This window comes from Amycolatopsis balhimycina FH 1894 (assembly GCF_000384295.1).
GTDB lineage: Bacteria > Actinomycetota > Actinomycetes > Mycobacteriales > Pseudonocardiaceae > Amycolatopsis > Amycolatopsis balhimycina.
In genome coordinates this window covers 10,798,866-10,819,402 of sequence record NZ_KB913037.1, presented here as the reverse complement: position 1 = coordinate 10,819,402, position 20,537 = coordinate 10,798,866, and the positions used below count along the sequence as shown (strand labels likewise).

The following is a 20,537-nucleotide window of genomic DNA, read 5'->3' as shown; positions in this document are numbered from 1 at the left end:
TCGTCAGGACCGGCCGGTCCCCTCCGGGCCGGTGCGGGTCAGCCGCGCCTCGACTCCCAGCGCGGCTTCGTCCAGGTGCTGATCCCGGTAGAGGGCCGCGGCCCGGTGCCAGGCCGCCCGGGCCTGGCCGGCCCGCCGGAGGCCTCGGTGCGCGTCACCCATCGCGGTGAGGGTGGCCGCCTGCCGATAGGTGTTGTCCAGCCGGTGCCAGCGGTCCAGGGCCCGCTCGTAGTGGCGCAGGGCCCCGGCACTGTCGCCGGTGCCGGCCGCGATCGCGCCGAGGTTGTCCAGGCTGTCCGCCTGACCGTAGACGTCGTTCTGCTCGAGGCAGCGGGCCAGCGCGGATTCGCAGTACGCGCGCGCCCGGACGTGGTGGCCCAGCCGGGTGTGGCAGGCACCCATCATGCTGAGCGCCCTGGTTTCCCACTTTTCGTCACCGACCTCGCGGTAGAGATCCCGCGCACTCGTGACGTGGGTGAGCGCCCGGTGATCGTCACCCTGGTGGGTCCAGGCGAGCGCCAGCACGAAGTGGGCACCGGCCTGCCCCAGCGTGTCGCCGATGCGCTCGGACAGCGCCAACGACCGGTTCAGGTGGGCCAGCGCCTCTTCCCGACGGCCGAGCGGGGCGTAGACCAGGCCGAGCCGCCGGTGCGCGCGGGCCTGGACACCGGCGTTGTCCAGCCGTTCGGCCGCCGCCAGGCCCGCGCGCCAGGCGTCGATGTTCTCGTGCAGGTGGCCGCGCCGGTAGTGGAAGTTGTCCAGCGTCCAGGCCAGCTGCCAGACGGCGGTGTCCCTGCCCGCGTTCTCGGCCGCCACCCGCGCGGCCACCACGCACCGGTGGTTGGTGTCGAACCACGCCATCGCCGCGACGTCGTCCGGCAAGGCGACCGGGACGCAGCCGGCGGCCGGCTCGCCCAGGTCGATGGGCGGGTGCTGCTGGTCGAGCAGGCGGCTGGCCGCGTAGGCGGTGTGGAGGTAGAAGTCCACGACCCGGCGCAGGGCCTCGGCCCGGGCCGGCTCCGGCTCCTCGGTCAGCGCGACGGCGCACGCGTGCCGGCGGACCAGGTCGTGGAGCCGGTACCGGCCGGTGACCGGCTGCTGCACCAGGTGGTCGTCGACGAGGCTTTCCAGCAGCGCGTTCGCCTCGGCGCGCGACACCCCGGCGAGGGCGGCCGCCGCCGGCACGTCGATCTCCGTGGCGGGATGCACCCCGAGCAGCCGGAACATCCGCCGCCGCGGCTCGTCCAGCCGCTCGTAGGACAACGCGAACGCGGCCCCGACGCTGCGGTCCCCCACCGAGAGCTCGGCCAGCGTGGAGCAGGCCTCCCCCAGCCGGTCCGCCAGGTAGCGCACGGTCCACGCGGGTCTCGAGCGCAGCCGCGCGGCGGCGATGCGGATCGCCAGCGGCAGGTGGCCGCACCGCTCGACGACGTCGCGGACCGCGTCGGCCTCGGCGGTCGCCCGCTCGTCACCGACGACACCGGCGAACAGCGCGACCGCGTCGGCCACCGGCAGCACGTCCAGCGACAAGGTGCGCGCGGACTCGAGGTCGACCAGCCGGCGCCTGCTGGTGATCAGCGTCAGGCTCCGCGCGGTGCCGGGCAGCAGCGGGCGCACCTGCGCGGCGTCGGCGGCATTGTCCAGCAGGACGAGCACCGAGCGCGCCGCCAGTTCGGCGCGCCACAACGCGGCACGCGCGTCCAGGTCGGCGGGGATCCGCTCGCCCGACACACCGAGCGCCCGCAGCAAGCTGTCCAACGCGGCCGTCGGGGCGATCGGCGACTGGCCCGGTGTGTGGCCGTGCAGGTCGATGAACAGCTGCGCGTCGGGATAGCGCTCGGTCAGCCGGTGCGCGGCGTGCACCGCCAACGTCGTCTTGCCGACGCCCGCCATGCCGTCCAGCGCCTCGATGACCATGGCCAGCGGGGCCGCGTCGAGCCCGCTCCCGAGCAGCCGGTCCAGCTCGGCACCGCGGCCCGCGAAGTCCGCGATGTCGCCCGGCAGGTCGCTGCGCACCGACCGGGCCGGCTCGGCGCGCACGGTCACCGCGGCGGGCGCCTCGAGCCTGCTGTCGTTCGCCAGCACCCGCCGGTGCACCTCGACGAGCCGCGGCGAGGGGTCCAGGCCGAATTGTTTGACAAGTACTGTGCGTGCACGGGCGAACGTGTCGAGTGCGTCGGCCTGCCTGCCCGCCCGGTACAGCGCGGTCATCAGCTGTCCCCACAGCCGCTCGTGCCCGGGGTGGCGCCGGGTGAGCCCGGTGAGCTCCTCCACCAAGCCCGCGCCCACACCGGTGGCGAGCTCCGCGTCGATGCGGTCCTCGACCGCGCCGAGGCGCAGTTCGTGCAGCCGCGTCGCTTCGGCGCGCAGCTGCGGGACGTCACGGAACTCGGCGTAGGCGTCCCCGCGCCACACCTCGAGAGCGGCGGTGAGCTGCCCGGCCGCCGTCGACGGCTCGGTCGCCAGAACTCGCCTCCCGGCCGCGACCAGCCGCTCGAACCGGGCGGCGTCGACCGCGTCGGGTGGCGGCTGCAGCAGGTATCCGGCGGGGTGGGTCGTGATCAGCCCGGCCGCCGGCACCAGCGAGTGGCGCAGCCGTGACACGTAGCTGCGCACGGTCCGGTGGGCGTCGCGCGGAGCCTCGGCTTCCCACAGGGCGTCGACGAGCGTTCCCACCGAGGTCACGCGGCCGGCGTTCGCCGTGAGCAGGGCGAGCAGCGTGCGGATGCGGAACCCGCCGAGCTCCAGGACCCGGTCGCGCACCCGCAGCTCGAAGGGCCCGAGCACCTGGAACCGCGGCCCGTCCGCGTCGTCGTCCGGTTCGTTCCCCGAATCCGCCCTCACGCCCTACAGGTGAACCGGCCGCGCCGCCAGATACGCCGAAGCACGTTCGGCAAGGTGTCGACGGGTTGTCGACGAATTGTCGACCGTCGCTGCGACGGTGGAAGCCGCAAGCGCGACCGGGGGGACACGGTATGACCATCGTCCGGCTGAAGTGGGCGGACACGGCCGCCACCGACCTGCACCTGATTACCGGCCACTCGTCGCCGGAGCTCGTCAGGCTGCTCCGCGTCGACGACCTGACCGGCGAGACGCTCACGCCGGACCAGCCCTTGCCGGCGGGCGCCACGGTGACGTTCACGCCGTGGCTGAGGGCCGGGGACGACCACGGCAAGCCGCCGGTGTCACACGTTTCCCGATCAATCGCTCATCTTGACAGGAGCGCACGACGATGACTGATCCGCTCTTCATAATCCTGGCCAGCGGCCTCCCAGAAAAAAAAGACGACGGTTTCGCCAGATGCGCATGGTTGCGGGTCGGCGAACTGGTCGCCCAGTTCTGGCGGCATCGGAACAGGCCCACGGCAGTCGTGAAAGCGGACACCGTGCTGCGGTTCATTCACTTCGACAGCCATGCGGCCGCAGTGCAGATCTACGAGCACAATTTCAAGACGCGGAAATCAGTGGTCGACGACCCGAGAGCCCGCCATGTTCAGCGGAACTGGACCACGTTGGACGCGAACTTCGTGACGAAACACGGCACCCTGGATCCCGCGCACGATCCCAAGTCCTTCGTGGAATGGCAGCCGATTGCCGACACCAAAGCGGCTGGATCAGACCACGCGGTGTCGATTGTCAACGTTTACCATTCGGTCCGGAAAGCACCACGCGGTTCCGTGCTCGAACTGAGCGTCTTCTCTCACGCCTTCGTCGATGGTCCGGTCCTGTTCAACACTCCGGCAGGCGCGGGCACCCGGCGCGATCCGGACGACACCGACGGCAGGGCCGCGATCGACTTCCAGCCGGACATGGGCGAGGACGGCGCGGCGAATGCTGCCGCACTGGACGAGTTCAAGAACGGGTTCGCGGCGTCCGGCAGCTTTCGCATCTGGGGCTGCAACATCCAGGACATCGTGCTGACGATCCCGGACACCGGTGGCACCCTCAAGCAGCGTTGCCTCATCATGAGCACCGTCCGCCAGGTCGTCGAGGAAGCCTTCACCAGGCAGTTGAGAAAGGGCGGCACGATCGCGAAGCTGCTACGGGACACGAAGAAACCGCCCCCTGGCAACACGAACATTCCCATCGACATGGCCAACCAGATCAGCCTGGAACGCTCGCTGCAGTCAGATCCCCACGCCGGGCACGGATTCACCCATTTTCCACCACCGCGACTGTTCGAGATTCGCTACGACGAAGATTTCCCCAATCACGCTTACCATCCATTCTTCCGTGGCGAGCGGGACGCCAAGGGAAATTTTTCCGGAGTCATCACCAGGTCACTCTCCGAAATCGTCCAGTTCGTGGCGAAGGAGACGCTCCCGACCTACTTCTTCGCTGCCGCGCAGGCACTGAAGACCGTCACGGTGGTCGGCGGCGCGCCGGGAACCAGTGCCGACATCGACAGCACCGGACAGCAGTTCATCGGCCCGGCGCGACTCTATGAAGCAAAGTTCTTCGGCAAGTTCTTCGGGGCCTCCATCAACGATCCGGATGCCGCCGTGCAGCGACACTACGCGTTTCTCGACAACCAGGGAAACGCCGTAAAAACAATTCTGGATCGGGCAGCCAATGGGCTCCCGTAACGGCGGAAGGCGCGACCATGGCTGACCAACCCACCACCCTCGATGCCCTTGCCGCCGAACTGAGTGTGGCCCTGGCAGCCATGGAAGGCGCGCTCACGCCGGCCAACTTCGCGCTGCTGCTCACCGAACTCGGCGTGGACAAGCCTCCTGACCTGTCCGCGGACGCGGCATTCACCCGGACACTCGCCGCCGCCTCGAACGCGGCCGCCGCCATCGCGGCCGGCGTCGACGAGGTGACGGCAGCGGATGACGCTGTCGCACGGGCGGACGCGGCCCTGCGCCTTCTCGACGGCATTCGCCGCTTCGGCAGTTCGCTGCACGCCTTGGCGACCGACTTTCAACGGGCAACGGCCGGCCTGCCGGGCGCCGACGACCTCGCCCGGTTCGCCACGACACTCGTCGAGCGCCTGATGGGCGACGCGGTGGTCGGTTACCTCGACCTGGCGCATCCGTTCCTCCGCAGGGTGCTGTCCCTGCTGACGGTCGTCGAGGTGAAGCCGGTCGGCTTCCAACCGGACGACGCTCCGCCGGTACTGCGGCGGGTTCTGCACCTGGACCGGATCAGCCGGCTGGCCGGCGACCCGCTGGCGGTGTTTCGGGAGGTCTACGGCTGGGGCGAGGCGACGTTCGACGGCAAGCTGCTGCTGGCCAATGCCCGAGAGGTGTTCGACGTCCTGGTCCCCACTGCCACCGCCCACGAGGCCGACGAGGAAGGTCCGGCCGACCTCGACCTGTTCGGGCTGTTCGTGCAGGTCGCCACCGGTGCGGTGCCGCCAGGACTGGACCTGGGACTGGCCGCCGGCGTGACGGGACCGGTCGATCTCATCCTCGGGCAGCTCGGCGACGATCTGCGGGTCGTGCTGCATGTCGGCGGAACCCTGACCGAAGGGCAGGTGCTGCACCTGCGCCCGCCGACATCGCTCGATCTCGCGGGCGGCGCGGGTGTCGCCGGCGTCGTGTCGCTCGACATCGTCGGCGAAAGTCCCGATCCTGCCAGTCCGTTTGTCATCTTCGAAGCAGGTGAAGGGATCCGCCTGACGGCGAACCGGATCGTCGCCGGACTGACCACGGAGTTCGTCGGCGACGCCGGCGCCGGAACCGTCAACGGCGACGTGGGCTTCCACGCCGATGTCACCGGCGCCGAGCTCGTCGTGGACACCACGGACGCGGACGGCTTCATCACCAGCATTCTGCCCGCGGACGGGCTTCGGGCCGGATTCGACGTCGGCCTGACCTGGTCACGGGAACACGGCTTCACCTTCCGTGGTAGCGGCGCGTTGGAGACCACCATCGCGGTCTCCGCACAGCTCGGTCCGGTGACCGTCACCGGCGTCCACCTCACCCTGCTGCTGCGGGACACCGCGGTGGCCGCCGAGGTGTCGGCGGACATCCAGGTCACGCTCGGTCCGTTCACCGCGGCCGTGAGCCGGCTGGGCCTCGCCGCGCTGTTCGCCAACCGGCCTGGCCAGGACGGCAACCTCGGCCCGGTTGACCAGTCGATCGGGTTTCGAGCACCGACCGGCGTCGCACTGGCCGTGAGCGGCGGCGTCGTGTCCGGCGGAGGATTCCTGTCGTTCGACCCGGACCGCGGGGAGTACTCCGGCTCGCTGGAACTGGAGTTCGCGGACTTCCTCGCGCTGAAGGCGATCGGGCTGATCACGACGCGCCAGCCGGACGGCTCGCCGGGCTTCTCCCTGCTGATGGTCCTCACCGCCGAGTTCGGCAGCGGCATCCAGCTGGGGTACGGCTTCCGGCTGCTGGCGGTCGGCGGCCTCATCGGGCTGAACCGCGGGATGAACCTGGCGGCGCTGGTCGAAGGCGTCCGGACCGGCGCGATCGAGTCCGTCGCGTTCCCGAAGGACGTGGTCGCCAACGCGCCCCGGATTCTCTCCGACCTGGCGCGGTTCTTCCCCCCGGAACAAGGCACATTCCTCATCGGGCCGATGGCCAAGATCGGCTGGGGCACGCCGACTCTCGTGAGCATCTCCCTGGGGGTGATCATCGAGATCCCGGGGAACATCGCCGTGCTCGGCGTCCTCAAGGCCGCACTGCCCACTGAGGACGACCCCCTGCTGGTGGTCCAGGCCCAGTTCGTCGGCGCCCTCGAACTCGACAAATCCCGCCTGTGGTTCTTCGCGAAGCTCTTCGACTCGCGCATCCTCACCATGACCATCGACGGCGGCATGGGCGTCCTCGTCGCCTGGGGCGACAACCCCGACCTCGTCCTCACCGTCGGCGGATTCCACCCCGCCTACCGGCCACCACCCCTCCCCTTCCCGATCCCCGACCGGCTGTCAGTCGACATCCTCAACCGCAACAACCAGCTCATCCGCGTCTCCGGCTACTTCGCCGTCACCAGCAACACCGTCCAATTCGGCGCCAAAGCCGAACTACGCCTCGGCTTCAGCGCGTTCCGCGTCGAAGGCCACCTCGGCTTCGACGCCCTCTTCCAGCTATCCCCCTTCCGATTCGCCATCCACATCAACGCCCACGTGACGCTGAAAGCCTTCGGCGTCGGCGCCTTCGGCATCGACCTCGACTTCCAGCTCGAAGGACCGGCACCCTGGCGAGCGCACGGCCGCGGATCAATCGGCTTCCTGTTCTTCTCCATCTCAGCCAACTTCGACATCACCTGGGGCGAAGACCGCGACACCACCCTCCCACCCGTGGCCGTCCTTCCCTTGCTGGCCAACGAAATCGGCAAGACCGAAGGCTGGGACACCCGGCTGCCGTCCGGAGACAACCGCACGCTGGTCAACCTCCGGCAGCTGCCCGAAACCGGCGAGATCGTCTTGCACCCGCTCGGCACGCTCTTCATCCGACAACGCGCATTGCCCCTTGGCGTCCGGCTCGACCGCGTCGGCGGCCGGAAAGCCGGTGACGGCAAGCGGTTCACCGTCAACCCGGTGGACAACACCGGGCTGAAGCGGGTGTCGTTCACCGGCGACCGGTTCGCGATGGGACAGTTCCAGACCCTGTCCGACGCCGCCGCCCTCTCCCGGCCGTCCTACGAAACGCAGGACGCCGGCCTGGAGCTGACCGCCGACACCGCCCTCGCGACCGCCCGGGTCGTCCGGCGCAGCGCCCGCTACGAACTGCACCTGATCGACAGGGCCGCCACCCCGCGTGCGGCCAGGCTTGCCGTCCCGCAGAAGCGGTTCCACAGCGTCAGCGGACCCGTGTTCGACGAACTCACCCGCGGCAGCAGCACCAGCCGCGCCGCGCTGTCGGCCCGCCAGGCCGCGCAGAAACAGCCGTTCGCCGCGCAGGACACGGTCCGCGTCACCGAACAGCGGTTCGTCGTCGCCTACCTCAAGAGCAACCGGCAGGCGTTCCCGCCGGGCTCGATCGCGCGGCCGGGCCGGGCCACCGTGACGACGTTCCGCAGCCGGGCGACCGCCGAAGACGCGCTGGCCGACTTCGTCACCGCGGACCGGACCCTGGACGGCCTGCTGCACGTCATCCCCGCGGCCGAGACGGTGGGCGCCCCGGGTGTGCCGGGCACCTGGTCCGCCGCGGGCGTCCTGCCGGCTCCGGTGTCCACTGTGGACGCAGTGCCGCTGGCCACCGGCCACGTGCTGCTCGCCGGCGGGACCGGCCAGGACGGCGAGGCCGTCGCCACGACCACCCTGTTCGACCCGACCGCCGACTCCTGGGCCACCGGCCCGGCACTGGGCACCGCCCGCCGCCGGCACACCACCACCCGGCTCGACGACGGCCGGGTGCTGGTCGCCGGCGGCCGGGGCACCCACGCCGTGCTCGCGACGGCCGAGCTGGCCAACCAGGCCGCGAGCGCGTGGACGCCGGTGGCGGCCATGGGGGTCGCCCGGCACGGCCATTCGGCGACGAAGCTGGGCGGCGGCCGGGTGCTGGTCGCCGGCGGCAGCGGCGTGCGGGCCGGCCAGGACGACGGCGCCCTCACCTCATGCGAGGCGTTCGACCCCGGCACCGGCGCCTGGGCGCCGCTGCCGCCGATGACCGACGCGCGCACCGACCACCAGGCCGTCCTGCTGCTGAACGGCAACGTCCTGGTCACCGGCGGCGCCCTCCCGGGCGGGAACGGCCGGAGCGGGCAGCTCGCCTACTGCGAGGTGTTCGACCGGGCGAAGGTGGACTGGGTCGTCACCGGCAGCCTCGCCCAGGCCCGCACCGGTCACCAGGCGACGCTGCTGCCGGACGGCACGGTCCTGGTCACCGGCGGCGACCCGGTCGTCGCGCCCGGCGGCACCCTCGATCCGCACAGCCTCGCCACGGCCGAGCGGTACAACCCGAAGGACGGCACGTGGAGCGCGGCGGCACCGATGCCGGGTGGCGGGCGCACCGGGCACCGGGCACTGCTGCTGAGCTCCGGGTTCGTCCTGGTGACCGGCGGCACCGGCACACCGGAACGGACCGCCGGCTACCGCTCCGCCCTGGTCTACGACCCGGACCACGACACCTGGACGACGGTTTCGGGCTTGCTCCAAGGCCGCTCCGCCCACGCCGTCACCGAGCTGCCCGACAACCGGGTGCTCGTCGCCGCCGGTGTCTCCGGTCCCGGCCCCGCCGACACCGGCGAGGTGCTCATCCCATGACGTCTACGAAGGAAACCACGATGGCCACTCTCACCGCGCCCCTCGGCACCTGGACCGGCGCCCACGACCTGCCCGCCCCCGCCGCCTGGTACGGCCAGCACGACGGCGCGGTCCCGCTCGACCACGGGATCGTCCTGGTGGCGGGCGGCGCGGACGCCGCCGGCGCCGCGATCGGCACCGCCGCGACGCTCGACACCCTCGACATGACCGCCGCCTGGATCCCGACCGGAATCATGCGCTCGCCCCGGCAGCTGCACACGCTCACCCGCCTGCAGGACGGCACCGTGCTCGCCGCCGGCGGTCTCGGCGGCTCGTCCCCCACCGGGCCGGGACTCGGTTCCGCCGAGATCTACCACCCGGACGGCCCGGACAACCGCAACCAGTGGACGCCGACCACCGGCACGATGATCACCCCCCGCTGGGGGCACAGCGCCGTGCTGCTGGACGACGGCTCGGTGCTCGTCGCCGGCGGCAGCGCGGCCCGCCCCGGCGGGAGCGTCACCGCCCTGCGTTCGGCGGAGCGCTACACCCCGAGCGACGGAAAGTGGCACGAAGCACCGGCGATGACCGACGCCCGCACCGGCCACACCGCCGTCGCGCTCGACGAAGGCATGATCCTGGTCGTCGGCGGCGTCGTGCCGGTCGGCGTCCCCGACGACCCCGCGCTCGCGTTCTGCGAGCTGTACGACTCGGGCAAGAAGCTGTGGGCCCCGACCGGCGCGCTGCTGCGCGCCCGCCGGCACCATCAGGCGACCCGGCTGTCGGGCACCACCGTGCTCGTCACCGGCGGGACCGCGCCGGGCTCGCCGGGCACCGCGCCGTACGACCCGTTCAGCCAGCGCGCCACCGAGGTGTTCGAGCTGCACAGCGGGAAGTGGACGGAGAAGAAGCCGATGCCCGCCGGGCGAGCGTTCCACCGCGCCGTCCCGGTCGGCCCGGGCCGCGTGCTGGTCGTCGGCGGAGCCTCGAGCGACCGCGACGAGGCCGGCTACCGCAGCGCGTTCGTCTACGACGCCGGCCACGACGACTGGACGGTCGCCGCCGGGCTCGGGACCGGACGGTGGTCGTTCGCCGCCGCACCACTCGACCAGGGCGGGGCGGCGATCGCCGGCGGCGTGGTCCGGTCCGGGCTGGCCGCCGCGGACCCGGTCGTCACCGAACTGACCCCGACCGCGGAGCTGTTCGCCGGCGGTGCCGCGTGAGCACGAACGCCTACACCTTCCTGCCCTGGCTGCGCACGGGGATCAGCACCCAGGTGAAGACCCCGCCGCAGGCCGGCGTGCGGGCCACCGTCAAGGTGCAGCTGCTCGTCTCCGGCGACCCGATCACCGGGCACCAGACCCTGGCCCAGCCGGTGAACCGCGACGTCCAGCTGTACGGGCCCGGCGACGTCGTCGGCGTCGACCCGCGGGCGATCTCCCGCACCGAACCGCGGCCCGGCGTGCCCAGCTTCGAACCGAACTACCTGGCGCACATCGAGTTCTCCGAGGAGGACTTCCTCTGGCGCTACAGCCCGGCGGCCGCGGACGGCCACACCGCCCGGCTCACCCCGTGGCTGGCGCTCGTCGTCCTCGCCACCGGCAGCGAGTTCACCGAGGTCCCGAAGGCCGGTGGCCCGCTGCCGGCGATCACCGTCGCGGACCCGGCCGGCACACTGCCGCCGGCGGACCAGCTCGGCGCCTGGGCGCACGTGCACGTCAACGGCTCCCTGGCCGACCCGGTCGCCACCGACGGCACGACCGCCGCGCTGGCCGCCCTCGCCGAAGTGGTGCGCACCAACGCCGACAACGCCTGCTCCCGGCTGATCTGCCCGCGCCACCTGGAACCGGGCACCGCGTACGAGGCGTTCCTCGTGCCGACGTTCGAGTCCGGCCGGCTCGCGGGGCTCGGGCTGGACCCGGCGGTGGCGCCGAACGCGCTGTATTCGAGCTGGGGCCCGCACTACGCGAACCGCCCGGCCGAGGGCGTCCTGCCGTACTACCACCGCTGGGCCTTCGCCACGGGCACCGCGGGCGACTTCGAGTTCCTGGTCCGGCTGCTCCGCCCGCAGGCCCCGGATCCGCGGATCGGCAAGCGGGACCTCGACGTCCACGGGCCGTTCGACCTGAACCTGCCGCCCATCACGGACCAGGGCGGCGTGCTGCCGCTGCGGGGTGCGCTGAAGGTGCCCGAACGCGCCGGCGACCCGATCGACCCGGCGGACAACTGGGACCACTTCATCGACACCGGGGCGGCCCCGCCCTACCCGCACCCGTTCGAGCAGGCCATGGCCGGCCTGCTCAACCTGGCCGACGACTACCAGCGCCACGAGCCCGCGGCGGCGCACGCCGCGAGCCTGGCGGCGGCCGCCGGCCCGGACCCGATCATCACGCCGCCGCTGTACGGGCGCTGGCACGCGCTGACCACCCGGCTGCTGAACGACGAGAACGGCACCCCGGTGTCCCCGGAGGTCCTGCGCGGCTGGCTGCACCGGCTCAACCTCGACCCGCGCTTCCGGATCGCGGCGAACCTCGGCACCGAAGTCGTCCGCGCCCACGACGAGGAGCTGATGGCCGCGGCCTGGGCCCAGGTCGGCGACGTCCTGGTCGCGAACGGCCGGATCCGGGCTGCCCAGCTCGCCCGCGAGGTCGGGAACGTGTTGCAGGCCAAGCACATCGACCCGCCGACGGGCAGCGGGGCCGCCGCACTGGCCGCCGCCCCGGCCTCGGCGCCGGGCCGGTCGCTGACGCTCACCGCACCGGCGCACTCGCGGGTCACGACCGCGGCGAGCAACAGCAGCTTCGCTGCCGCAGGTGGCAGCGGCACCTTCGCCGCCGCGGGCGCCGCCGGCCTCGTCGCCGACCCCTCGAGCCAGGTCGCCGTCGGGTTCCGGGTGGCGAGCAGCCGGGTCGCGACCGCGCCCGTCTCGCCCGCGATGCGCCGCATCACCCGGCCCGGCTCGCGGTTGATGCGAACCCTGCCCTTCCCCGGCCAGTCCGCCGCCGCGCTTCTGTCCAGAATGGACGCTGAACTCGACCCCGTCGTCGCGGCGCCGGTCAAGGTCACCCCGGGTGCGCTCGTCACGCCCCGGGACCTGACGGCCACCCTGCACCCGACCCGGCCACCCGATGCGGATCCAGTGGGTTCCCTGCCGCTCAGCCCGGATTTCGTGCTGCGCGCCATCGGCGACCCGGCCGCACCGCACACCGGTACCTCCGACAGCGCCGAGGCGCAGCGGTTCAAGGCCGCGCTGCGCGAGCTCCACCAGGGCTTCGACGCGGGGGTGGCGGTCGGCAAGGTGAAACCCGCACCGCCGCTGGACCTCGTCGAGACCACCACCTCGGTGCTCACCGGGCTGAACGCCGACGAGACCGTGCCCCGCGCCCTGCTCGAAGGGTCGGTCAGCCTGCCCGAGCGGCTGCGGCCGTTCGCCGCCCAGTTCATCGAAGCCATGGCCTACCCCGTGTTCGACGTGCCGACCTACCGGACGCTGCTGGACGTCTCGGTCGACAGCCTCGTCCCGAACCTGAGCCTGCTGCCGCCGAACTCGATCACGCTGCTGGCGAACAACCGCGAGTTCATCGAGTCCTTCCTCGTCGGCCTCAACCACGAGATGGCCCGCGAACTGCTGTGGCGGGAGTACCCGACCGACCAGCGCGGGACGCCGTTCCGGCAGTTCTGGGACCCGGTCACGACGCTGCCCGTGCCGAACGAGACCGCCGGGCTGCGGCGGGAGCGGGGCTACGACATCCCGCCGATCCACGAGTGGCCGCCCGCGACCCGGCTGGGGGACAACGAAAACCGGCAGCCGGACGACCCGCGTCCCGGTGGCCCGCAACGCGACGACCTGGTCCTGGTCGTCCGCGGCGAGCTGCTCAAGAAGTACCCCACGGCCGCGATCTACGCGCAGCGCGCGCAGTTCCCCGGGAACGACCCGACGCAGCCCCGGGAGCTGGCCGACCTGCCGACCGACGGCCTGCCGTCGGCGGAGCAGGTCCGGCTGCCCCGGTACGAGGCGAAGGTCGAGCCGGACATCTACCTGCTCGGCTTCGACCTGGACGCCGACGAAGCCCTCGGCACGCCGGGGGCCGACCCCGGCTGGTTCTTCGTGCTGAAGGAACGCCCCGGCGACCCGCGCTTCGGCGTCGACGACGGACCGCCCACCCACGTCGAGGTGTGGAACGACCTCACCTGGGACGACGTCGATCCGGGCCGGACCGGGTTCCTCGAGCTGGACCCGGCCGTCCAGGTCGCCCTCGGCGACTTCGACCACTCGGACGACGACCGCGAGAAGAAGGACCAGCGCGCCGAAGACGAGAACCTGCCGCTCTGGTTCTCGGGCCTCGGTTCGGCCGACCTCGCCTACATCCTTTTCCAGGTCCCCGTGATGGTGGCCGTGCACGCACAGGAGATGTTGCCGCGATGACCGCCTTGAGTGACGACTTCCCGGTGCTGCTCGGCCCGGTGCGGCTCGAAACCCGGTTCACGCCGGCCGAGCTGCTGGTCCGGGTGTTCCCGGACGAGTGGTCGGTGGACAAGTTCGAAACGAAGCCGACGGTGGCCGAGATCGGCGCGGTCGACGCCTACTGGACCGCCCGGTGGGCCGCCGCGAAGCGGCCGGTTCCCCTGGCGGCCGCGTGGCAGGAGCTAGCCGGGCGCGTGGCCGCGGGGCGCGCCGCCTGGCTGCTGACCACCCGGGTCCCCGCGAACCCCGCCGACGAACCGGCCATCGTGCCCGGCACCACCGTCGTGCTCGTCGTCCGGAGCACGGCCGCGGTGGCCGCGAACGACCGGGCGCCGACCGTCGCGTACTGGACCGCGGTGTGGCGCGCCCACGGCGACCGGCTGCTGCTGCGGCAGGCCGAGGCCGCGCTGCGCACCGCGGTCGGCAACAACGACACGCGGGCGAACGCGATCCGCGCCCGCCGTCCGTCCGGAGTGGACGGTGCGCCGGTGAGCCCGGGCAACGACGTCGCGGTCGCGTTCCTCGTGCTCCCCGCGCCCGCCGCGGACAGCACCGCGGCGGACTCGTGGACGCAGCCGGCGCAGGCCCGGCTGTTGCCGGACCGCTTCCAGGTGCGTGGGTACCTCGGGAGCCGTCAGGTCGTGTCGGTCACCGGCGCGGCGGTGCCGGCGACGCTGCCGGTCAGCCCGGACCCCCATGCCGTCGACCAGATCAGCGTGAACGAGCAGACCGGCGTCCTGCACGTCCCGGACGAGCTGCGCTGGCTGACCGACTTCGACCGCGCCGTCGCGCTCGGGATGGGCGTGCGGATCCCGCTGACCGACGAGATCCGCGGCGGGCTCGACCGGCTCGTCGCGTTCGGGCTGCGCGAGCAGTCCACCCCGGCGAAGACCGCGACCGACCTCGCCGAGCTCATCACCCACCAGCTGCGCAGCCCGGACGGCTTCAGCCTGCTGCCGCAGGGCACCCCGACGAACAACACCGACGTGCTGGCCGCCGGGCAGGACGAGGAAGCGGAGGCGGCCGCGGCGCTGCGCAGCACCACCGGAGCGGCCGCGGCCGCGGCGGCGGACTGGACCGGCCGGAGCGACGGCCGGGTGTTCGCCGACCTGCTCGGCCTCGACGCGGGAGTGCTCACCGGGATGCCGAACGCGGACGGCACCGACCAGCGCGACGCGCGCGCCGCCAACACCGCGCTGTGGCCGGCGACCTGGGGTTACTTCCTGCAGACCGCGCTGAACCCGCTGCTCGGCCCGGCCGCGGTCGCCGCCACCCGCGACTTCTTCCTGAAGTACGTCTCCGGCCGCGGCCCGCTGCCGGCCGTCAAGATCGGGCGGCAGCCTTACGGCATCCTGCCGACGACGGTGTTCTCCAAGCTCGCCTACCCGGCCTCGGCCACCCACCGCCGCGCGCTCACCAAGGTGCTGACCGCGGTGGGCGCGGACTGGACGGCGGCCGTCGGCCGGGTGCCGCGCCTGGACCCCGGCGCGCCCGACCCGCACCAGCGGCTGCTGGACCTCCTGGCGCTGCACCCGACCTCGGCCGAGTACCACCAGCGGTACGCCCAAAGCGTCGAGGACCTCTTCAACCGGGAGAACCTCGGCGGGCTGGGCTCGACCGTGCTGCCGGCGCTCGACGGGCTGGGCCTGCCGGGACCGGTGCGGGCGCTGCTCGCGCGGTTCGGCGCCGACACCGGCCCGGGCCGGGACCCGGACCTGCTGCGCCGGTTGTTCACCGACTTCCAGCAGCCGATCCTGGCCCCGCTCGTCGACGACCGCCCGCTGTCGGAGACCGACCCGATCCGGGACTACACCCCCGACCACAAGAACTACGTGCGCCTGCTGGCCGACCTGGCCGGCACCGACCTCCATGCGATCCGGCTGGAGCTCGGCTTCACGGACGACACGCCGCCGGCGGCGTTGCTGTACCTGCTGCTTCGGCACGCGGTCCTGCTCGGCTGGGACGACGCGGCCCGGGCCCTCGCGAGCGCGGCCGGCGTGCCCGGACTGTCCCCAGCGGACTCGCCGTTCGTGCACGTCCGGATCCCGGCCGCCGGCGAGCAGGCGCTCAGCGAGAGCCGGTTCCGGCTGCTGTACTCCCCCGCACCCGCCGTCACCGGCAACCCGTCTCAGCTGCTCGTCGACTTCATCCCGGGTGTCCTGCACCAGCCGGGGCCGACCGCCGCGCTGGCCGAGCAGGTCACCGCGCTCGGGCTGCTGGCCGGCCTGCCGACGGCCAAGCTGGAGCGGGTGCTCGCCGAACACCTCGACCTGGCCGCCTACCGGCTCGACGCCTGGCGGCTGGGGCTGGCCACCGAACGGCTGGCCGAGCTGCGGTTCGGGCCCGGCGGCACCGGCACCGCGAAACCGGGGCTGCACCTCGGCGCGTACGGCTGGCTGGAAGACGTCCGCCCGAGCACCGACCCGCTCACCCCGGTCACCCTCACCGGCCCGCTCGCCACGGTGTTCGCCGGCGGGAAACCGTTGCTGCACGACGAAAAGAACGAAGGCTTCGTGCACACGCCGTCGCCGGCGCACGCCCGGACCGCGGCCGTGCTGCGCGCCGGCTACGCCGCCAACCGCACCCCCGGAAACCCCGGCACGTTCGCGGTGAACCTCGGCTCCGGACGTGTCCGGGTCGCCCTCGGCATCCTCGCCGGGATGCGGCAGGGCCAGTCGCTGGGCGCGCTGCTCGGCTACCGGTTCGAGCGCGGGCTGCACGACCGCCACGCCGAGGCCGAGGTCGACCGGTTCATCGCCGGGCTGCGGCTGAAGTTCCCGCTGCGCGCGGGGAAGATCACCGAGACCGCGGTCGAGCCGGGCAAGATCACGCAGGTCGAGGCCGGGAACGTCGTCGACGGGCTCGCGCTGGTCCGGCACCTCAACGGTGCCGGGGTGTCGCGGACCTACCCGTTCGGCCTCGCCGGGCTGCCCGAGGCGGACCCCGGTCAGAAGAAGGCGATCAGCGACGAGGCGGCCCTGCTGCTCGACGCCAACGACGCCGTCGCCGACCTCGCCGTCGCCGAGTCCGCCCACCAGGCGCTCGCCGGCAACGTCGAGCGGGCCTCGGCGACGCTCGACGCCTACGCCAAGGACGGCCTGCCGCCCGAGCCGACGGTGATCGAGACGCCGCGCAGCGGCACGACGCTCACCCACCGGTTCGGCCTCCGGCTGCGGACCGGGCTCAACCCGGGCGGCGGCGACTCGCCCCGCGCGAAGGCCGAGCCCGCGGTCGACGACTGGCTGCCCAGCCTGCTGCCACCGCCGAGGTCCGTCGCGGCCCGGGTCACCTGGACCGACGAGGACGGGCACGCGCAGCACCACGACGTCACCCAGGACGAGCTGGGCTTGTCACCGATCGACCTGCTCTGGGCCGTGCGGCCGACCGGCGACCCGGCCATGGCCGAGCTCGACGACCGGATCATCGGGGTCGTCGTCGAGCACGACCACCCGCGCCCGGACACCGAGCTGACCATCCGCTACACCGAGCGGATCGACGGCAAGATCACGTTCTTCGAGCTGTCCCCGCTGATCACCGCACTGCGGACGCTGCTGACGACCGGACGGCCACTGCGGCCCACCGACCTCGTCCCCGCGGCCGGTTCCGCCGCGGTGGACCGGAGTCTCGACGACGCCGTCACGGTCACGAAAAAGCGGCCGGAAGCGGTGCGGGACTCCCTGCACGATCTCGCCGGCGACGTGGGCGGCTACATCGTCGACGTGGCGAAGCTGTACCCGCCGTCGCCCGCGCCGCCGAAGCGCGCCGACGTGCTCGACCGCATCGACACGCTGCTGACGCGGTACGCCGAGCTCGTCACCACCGCGGCCGGCTTCGGCGTCGTCCGCAGCGGCTGGGGCGAGCTGATCGCGTGGCGGCGCGGGGTCTTCTCGGCCGTGCTGGCCGCGGTGGCGACAACCGCCGAGCGGATGGCCGGCGCGCTCGCCGCCGCCAACACCCTGCTCACCGCGTACGACGCGCTGCCGAAGTCCACTCCGGACCCCGAGCGCATCCGGTTGCTGCGGCAGGTGGAACGGCTGGTCGTCACGACGCCGGCCGTCGACCCGAAGACCCCGAACGAGTTCCGCTCGGCGGTCCGCCACAAGCGGGACGACTTCGCCGACCGGCTCCACGACCTCCAGGACATCGCCGGCACCGGCACCTCGACGCTCAGCGACCTGCTGCACGACGTCGGCCGCCTGCTGCCGCTGACCGCCTTCGACCCCACCGGCCTCGACCTGACCGCCACGCAGGACCAGGTGGTGGAGTTCGGCCGCGAACTGCTGACCCGGGCCCGCGCGCTACAGACCGAAGTCATCGGCCGGCTGGCGGCGGCGACCACCGCGCTCACCGGCTTCGACCAGGCCGTAACCTCGTCGGACCGCACCAAGGCCGCCATCGAGGCTCTGCAGGCGATGCTCGGCACCGACGTCTTCGTGGTGCCCGAGTACGCGCTCCCCGGCCAGCTGGCCGGGGACCTGCACGACGCCCTCGATGACAGCGAAGACCTGGTGCGGCACCTGACTCAGGCGCCGGTCAACCGGGACTTCCCGGTGGACGACTGGCTGCACGGCATCGCCCGGGTCCGCGACATGCCCCGGCTCTGGGAACGCGTCGTCCTGCTCAGCGACGCGCTGCGCGGCAGCGGCGGCCTGCTCGGCCACGACGCCGAGAACGACGACGACACGCGGCTGCGACCGGTCCAGCTGCCGCGGCGGTCCGGCGACCACTGGCTCGGCATGGAGTTCGCGGCCGGCGCCGACCTCACCGAAGACCGGTTGCTGTTCACGGCGCACTACGCGACCGAGCCGTCGCGCAACGCCGACAGCGAGTGCGGCCTGCTGTTCGACGAGTGGACCGAGGTGATCCCCGCCGACCGGGAGACCACGAGCATCGCCGTCCACGCGGACAGCCCGGACTCCGAGCCGCCGCAGGCGATGCTGCTGGTGACCCCGCCGGTGAAGACCGGGACCTGGGCCGCCGACGACCTCGTCGCCGCCGTCAACGAAACCTTCGACCTCGCCAAGACGCGGCTCGTCGAACCGGCGCACCTGGACGACACCGGGTACGCGCAGCTCCTGCCGGCCACCGTGCTGTCGGCCACCCGGCAGCCGATCACGATCAGCACCGACCTGGCGATCGCCAACACCCGCTGGAAGGCAGACCATGAGTGAGCCCCGCATCACCGACCTCGCCGGCGCGCTGACCCGCCGCGAAAACCCGGCGGTCGGGGTCTGGAACCGCCTGGAGGGCCGGCCGCGCACGACCGACTTCACCAGGGCGCTGCGGGCCGAAGTGCGTGACCCGCTGTGGCTGCTGGCCCGCCAGTGGCAGCTCGGCGAGTTCCGCGGCAGCGACGCCGGTTCGCCGGTGACCGCCACCTACTCGGTCACGGCCAGCGCGCCGGGCCGGTTCCGCTCCGACGTCGAACCGAAGGGCACGCCGGGCCCGCTGCCACCGGACCGTCCACTCGAGACGGTCGCCGAGCGGCGGCCGCTGCCGTTCGCGTTCGGCACCGAGCCGATCTCGTTCGACCTGCGCCTGGCGCTGGGCCGCCGATGGCTGCGGCTGCTCGCCCGGGCCTCGGGGCTGGGGGACGCCGCCGAGCAGTTCGTCGCGTTGTACCCGATCGCGCTGCCCGGCCCGGACGACGCCGCACAGCTCGCCCACCCCGAGGTCTGGGCGGCGACGCAGGCGGTGGCCGGCCGCCGCCTCGACGGCTACCTGCTCTACCAGCACCTCAAAGGGGGCGGGCACGCCTCCGACGGCATCCGGAGCCTTTCGCGCCAGCAACGAACCAAGCTGGACGCGCTGGGCCCCCGGCTGACCGGCTGGTTCGACGACCTCATCGACCAGCCCGGCGGGATCACGCCGGACCGGCCATCGGGCGACTCTGCGTGGGACCCCCGGCGGCTGGAGCACCGCTTCTCGATCGCCGCCGGCGACCGGGTGCTGTCCGCGCCGGAGTACCCCGGCGGGGAGCTGGACTGGCACGCGTTCTCCACGGTGCCGGGGTCGCTGGGCGCCACTCCGGCGCCGGTCACGCTCAACCGGACGGTGTTCCCCTCGCCGGTGCGCTACTCCGGCATGCCGCTGCCCCGCTGGTGGGCGGTCGAGGACGGCAAGACGAACTTCGCCGCGGTCACCCCGGACAGCACCGACCTGGCCCGGCTGATCTTCCTCGAGTTCGCACTGGTGTTCAGCAACGACTGGTACCAGCTGCCGTGCGACCTGCCGGCCGGCACGCTCGCGACCGTCGGGGGCCTGTGCGTGACCGACGTGTTCGGCGAGCGGCGCTGGATCACCCCGGCCGGCGCCGCCGAGCACTGGTCGATGTACACCCTCGGCGGCGGCCCCGGGATGCTGCTGCCGCCCGGCACGCCGAAGGTGGCGACGGGACCGGCGCTCGAGGACGTGGCCCTGGTCCGCGACGAGAGCGCCAACCTGGTGTGGGGCATCGAGCAGACCGTCCGCACGACGACCGGCGAAGGCCGGGCGGGCGACGAGATGGCGGCCGAATCGCTCGCGTTCCGCCGCCGGCGGCACCAGCCACAGCAACCGGACGCCCCGCGCGCGCCGATCGCGTACGAGGTGATGAGCTCGGTGCCGGAGAACTGGATCCCGTTCATCCCGGTCCACGTGCCGGGCGACAGCCGGGCGGTCCAGCTGCAGCGCGCGGCGATGCCGAGCGAGGTGGACGCGAGCTCGATCCGCCCGAGAACGGCGTTGCTGCGCGAAGGTTTCGACCGCGGCCAGTCGTACTTCGTCAACGAGGAGGAGGTCCCGAGGTCGGGCACCCGCTTGACGGTTTCGTACAACCGGACCCGCACGAAGACCGGCCGGGTGGCCCTCTGGCTGAGCGTCCGCCGCGACGTCGGCCGCGGCGAACGCTCGAGCGGCCTGGCGTTCGACCTGGCGAAGGGGACGTGACCGGGTA

The 20,537-nt window shown here is 72.8% G+C and carries 8 protein-coding genes; 7 read left to right on the top strand and 1 reads right to left on the bottom strand.

The window, feature by feature from the left end:
• Positions 1-3: 3 nt before the first annotated feature.
• A complete protein-coding gene (locus A3CE_RS0149510; RefSeq protein ID WP_020647574.1) occupies positions 4-2,844 on the bottom strand; it encodes an AfsR/SARP family transcriptional regulator in 2,841 nt (946 codons plus the stop codon).
• 131 nt (positions 2,845-2,975) lie between these two features.
• Here A3CE_RS0149510 and A3CE_RS0149505 point away from each other — a divergent pair, with 131 nt between their 5' ends.
• The 7 genes from A3CE_RS0149505 to A3CE_RS0149475 are packed head-to-tail and all read left to right on the top strand — an operon-like array spanning position 2,976 to position 20,530.
• The gene (locus A3CE_RS0149505) at positions 2,976-3,236 is read left to right on the top strand and encodes a hypothetical protein (RefSeq protein ID WP_020647573.1); all 261 of its coding nucleotides are present in this window, start codon (positions 2,976-2,978) and stop codon (positions 3,234-3,236) included.
• Positions 3,233-4,585, top strand: a complete 1,353-nt coding sequence (locus A3CE_RS0149500; RefSeq protein ID WP_125591738.1) for a hypothetical protein — start codon at positions 3,233-3,235, stop codon at positions 4,583-4,585. Before A3CE_RS0149505 ends, A3CE_RS0149500 begins: the two co-directional genes overlap by 4 nt.
• A 17-nt stretch (positions 4,586-4,602) precedes the next feature.
• On the top strand, positions 4,603-9,159 hold the full coding sequence (locus A3CE_RS59510; protein ID WP_026469629.1) for a kelch repeat-containing protein: 4,557 nt from the start codon (positions 4,603-4,605) through the stop codon (positions 9,157-9,159).
• On the top strand, positions 9,156-10,361 hold the full coding sequence (locus tag A3CE_RS0149490; protein ID WP_245589762.1) for a Kelch repeat-containing protein: 1,206 nt from the start codon (positions 9,156-9,158) through the stop codon (positions 10,359-10,361). The genes A3CE_RS59510 and A3CE_RS0149490 overlap by 4 nt, the downstream gene beginning before the upstream one ends.
• A complete protein-coding gene (locus tag A3CE_RS0149485; protein WP_020647569.1) occupies positions 10,358-13,564 on the top strand; it encodes a hypothetical protein in 3,207 nt (1,068 codons plus the stop codon). Before A3CE_RS0149490 ends, A3CE_RS0149485 begins: the two co-directional genes overlap by 4 nt.
• Positions 13,561-18,774: a hypothetical protein gene (locus A3CE_RS0149480; RefSeq protein ID WP_020647568.1), complete on the top strand. Its 5,214-nt coding sequence runs from the start codon at positions 13,561-13,563 to the stop codon at positions 18,772-18,774. The genes A3CE_RS0149485 and A3CE_RS0149480 overlap by 4 nt, the downstream gene beginning before the upstream one ends.
• Positions 18,767-20,530, top strand: a complete 1,764-nt coding sequence (locus A3CE_RS0149475; protein WP_020647567.1) for a hypothetical protein — start codon at positions 18,767-18,769, stop codon at positions 20,528-20,530. The genes A3CE_RS0149480 and A3CE_RS0149475 overlap by 8 nt, the downstream gene beginning before the upstream one ends.
• Positions 20,531-20,537 lie beyond the last annotated feature (7 nt).

Coding starts and splice junctions, on each gene's coding strand:
- A3CE_RS59510 (WP_026469629.1), top strand. CDS start 4,603: ATGGCTGACCAACCCACCACCCTCGATGCCCTTGCCGCCGAACTGAGT.
- A3CE_RS0149500 (WP_125591738.1), top strand. CDS start 3,233: ATGACTGATCCGCTCTTCATAATCCTGGCCAGCGGCCTCCCAGAAAAA.
- A3CE_RS0149475 (WP_020647567.1), top strand. CDS start 18,767: ATGAGTGAGCCCCGCATCACCGACCTCGCCGGCGCGCTGACCCGCCGC.
- A3CE_RS0149480 (WP_020647568.1), top strand. CDS start 13,561: ATGACCGCCTTGAGTGACGACTTCCCGGTGCTGCTCGGCCCGGTGCGG.
- A3CE_RS0149490 (WP_245589762.1), top strand. CDS start 9,156: ATGACGTCTACGAAGGAAACCACGATGGCCACTCTCACCGCGCCCCTC.
- A3CE_RS0149505 (WP_020647573.1), top strand. CDS start 2,976: ATGACCATCGTCCGGCTGAAGTGGGCGGACACGGCCGCCACCGACCTG.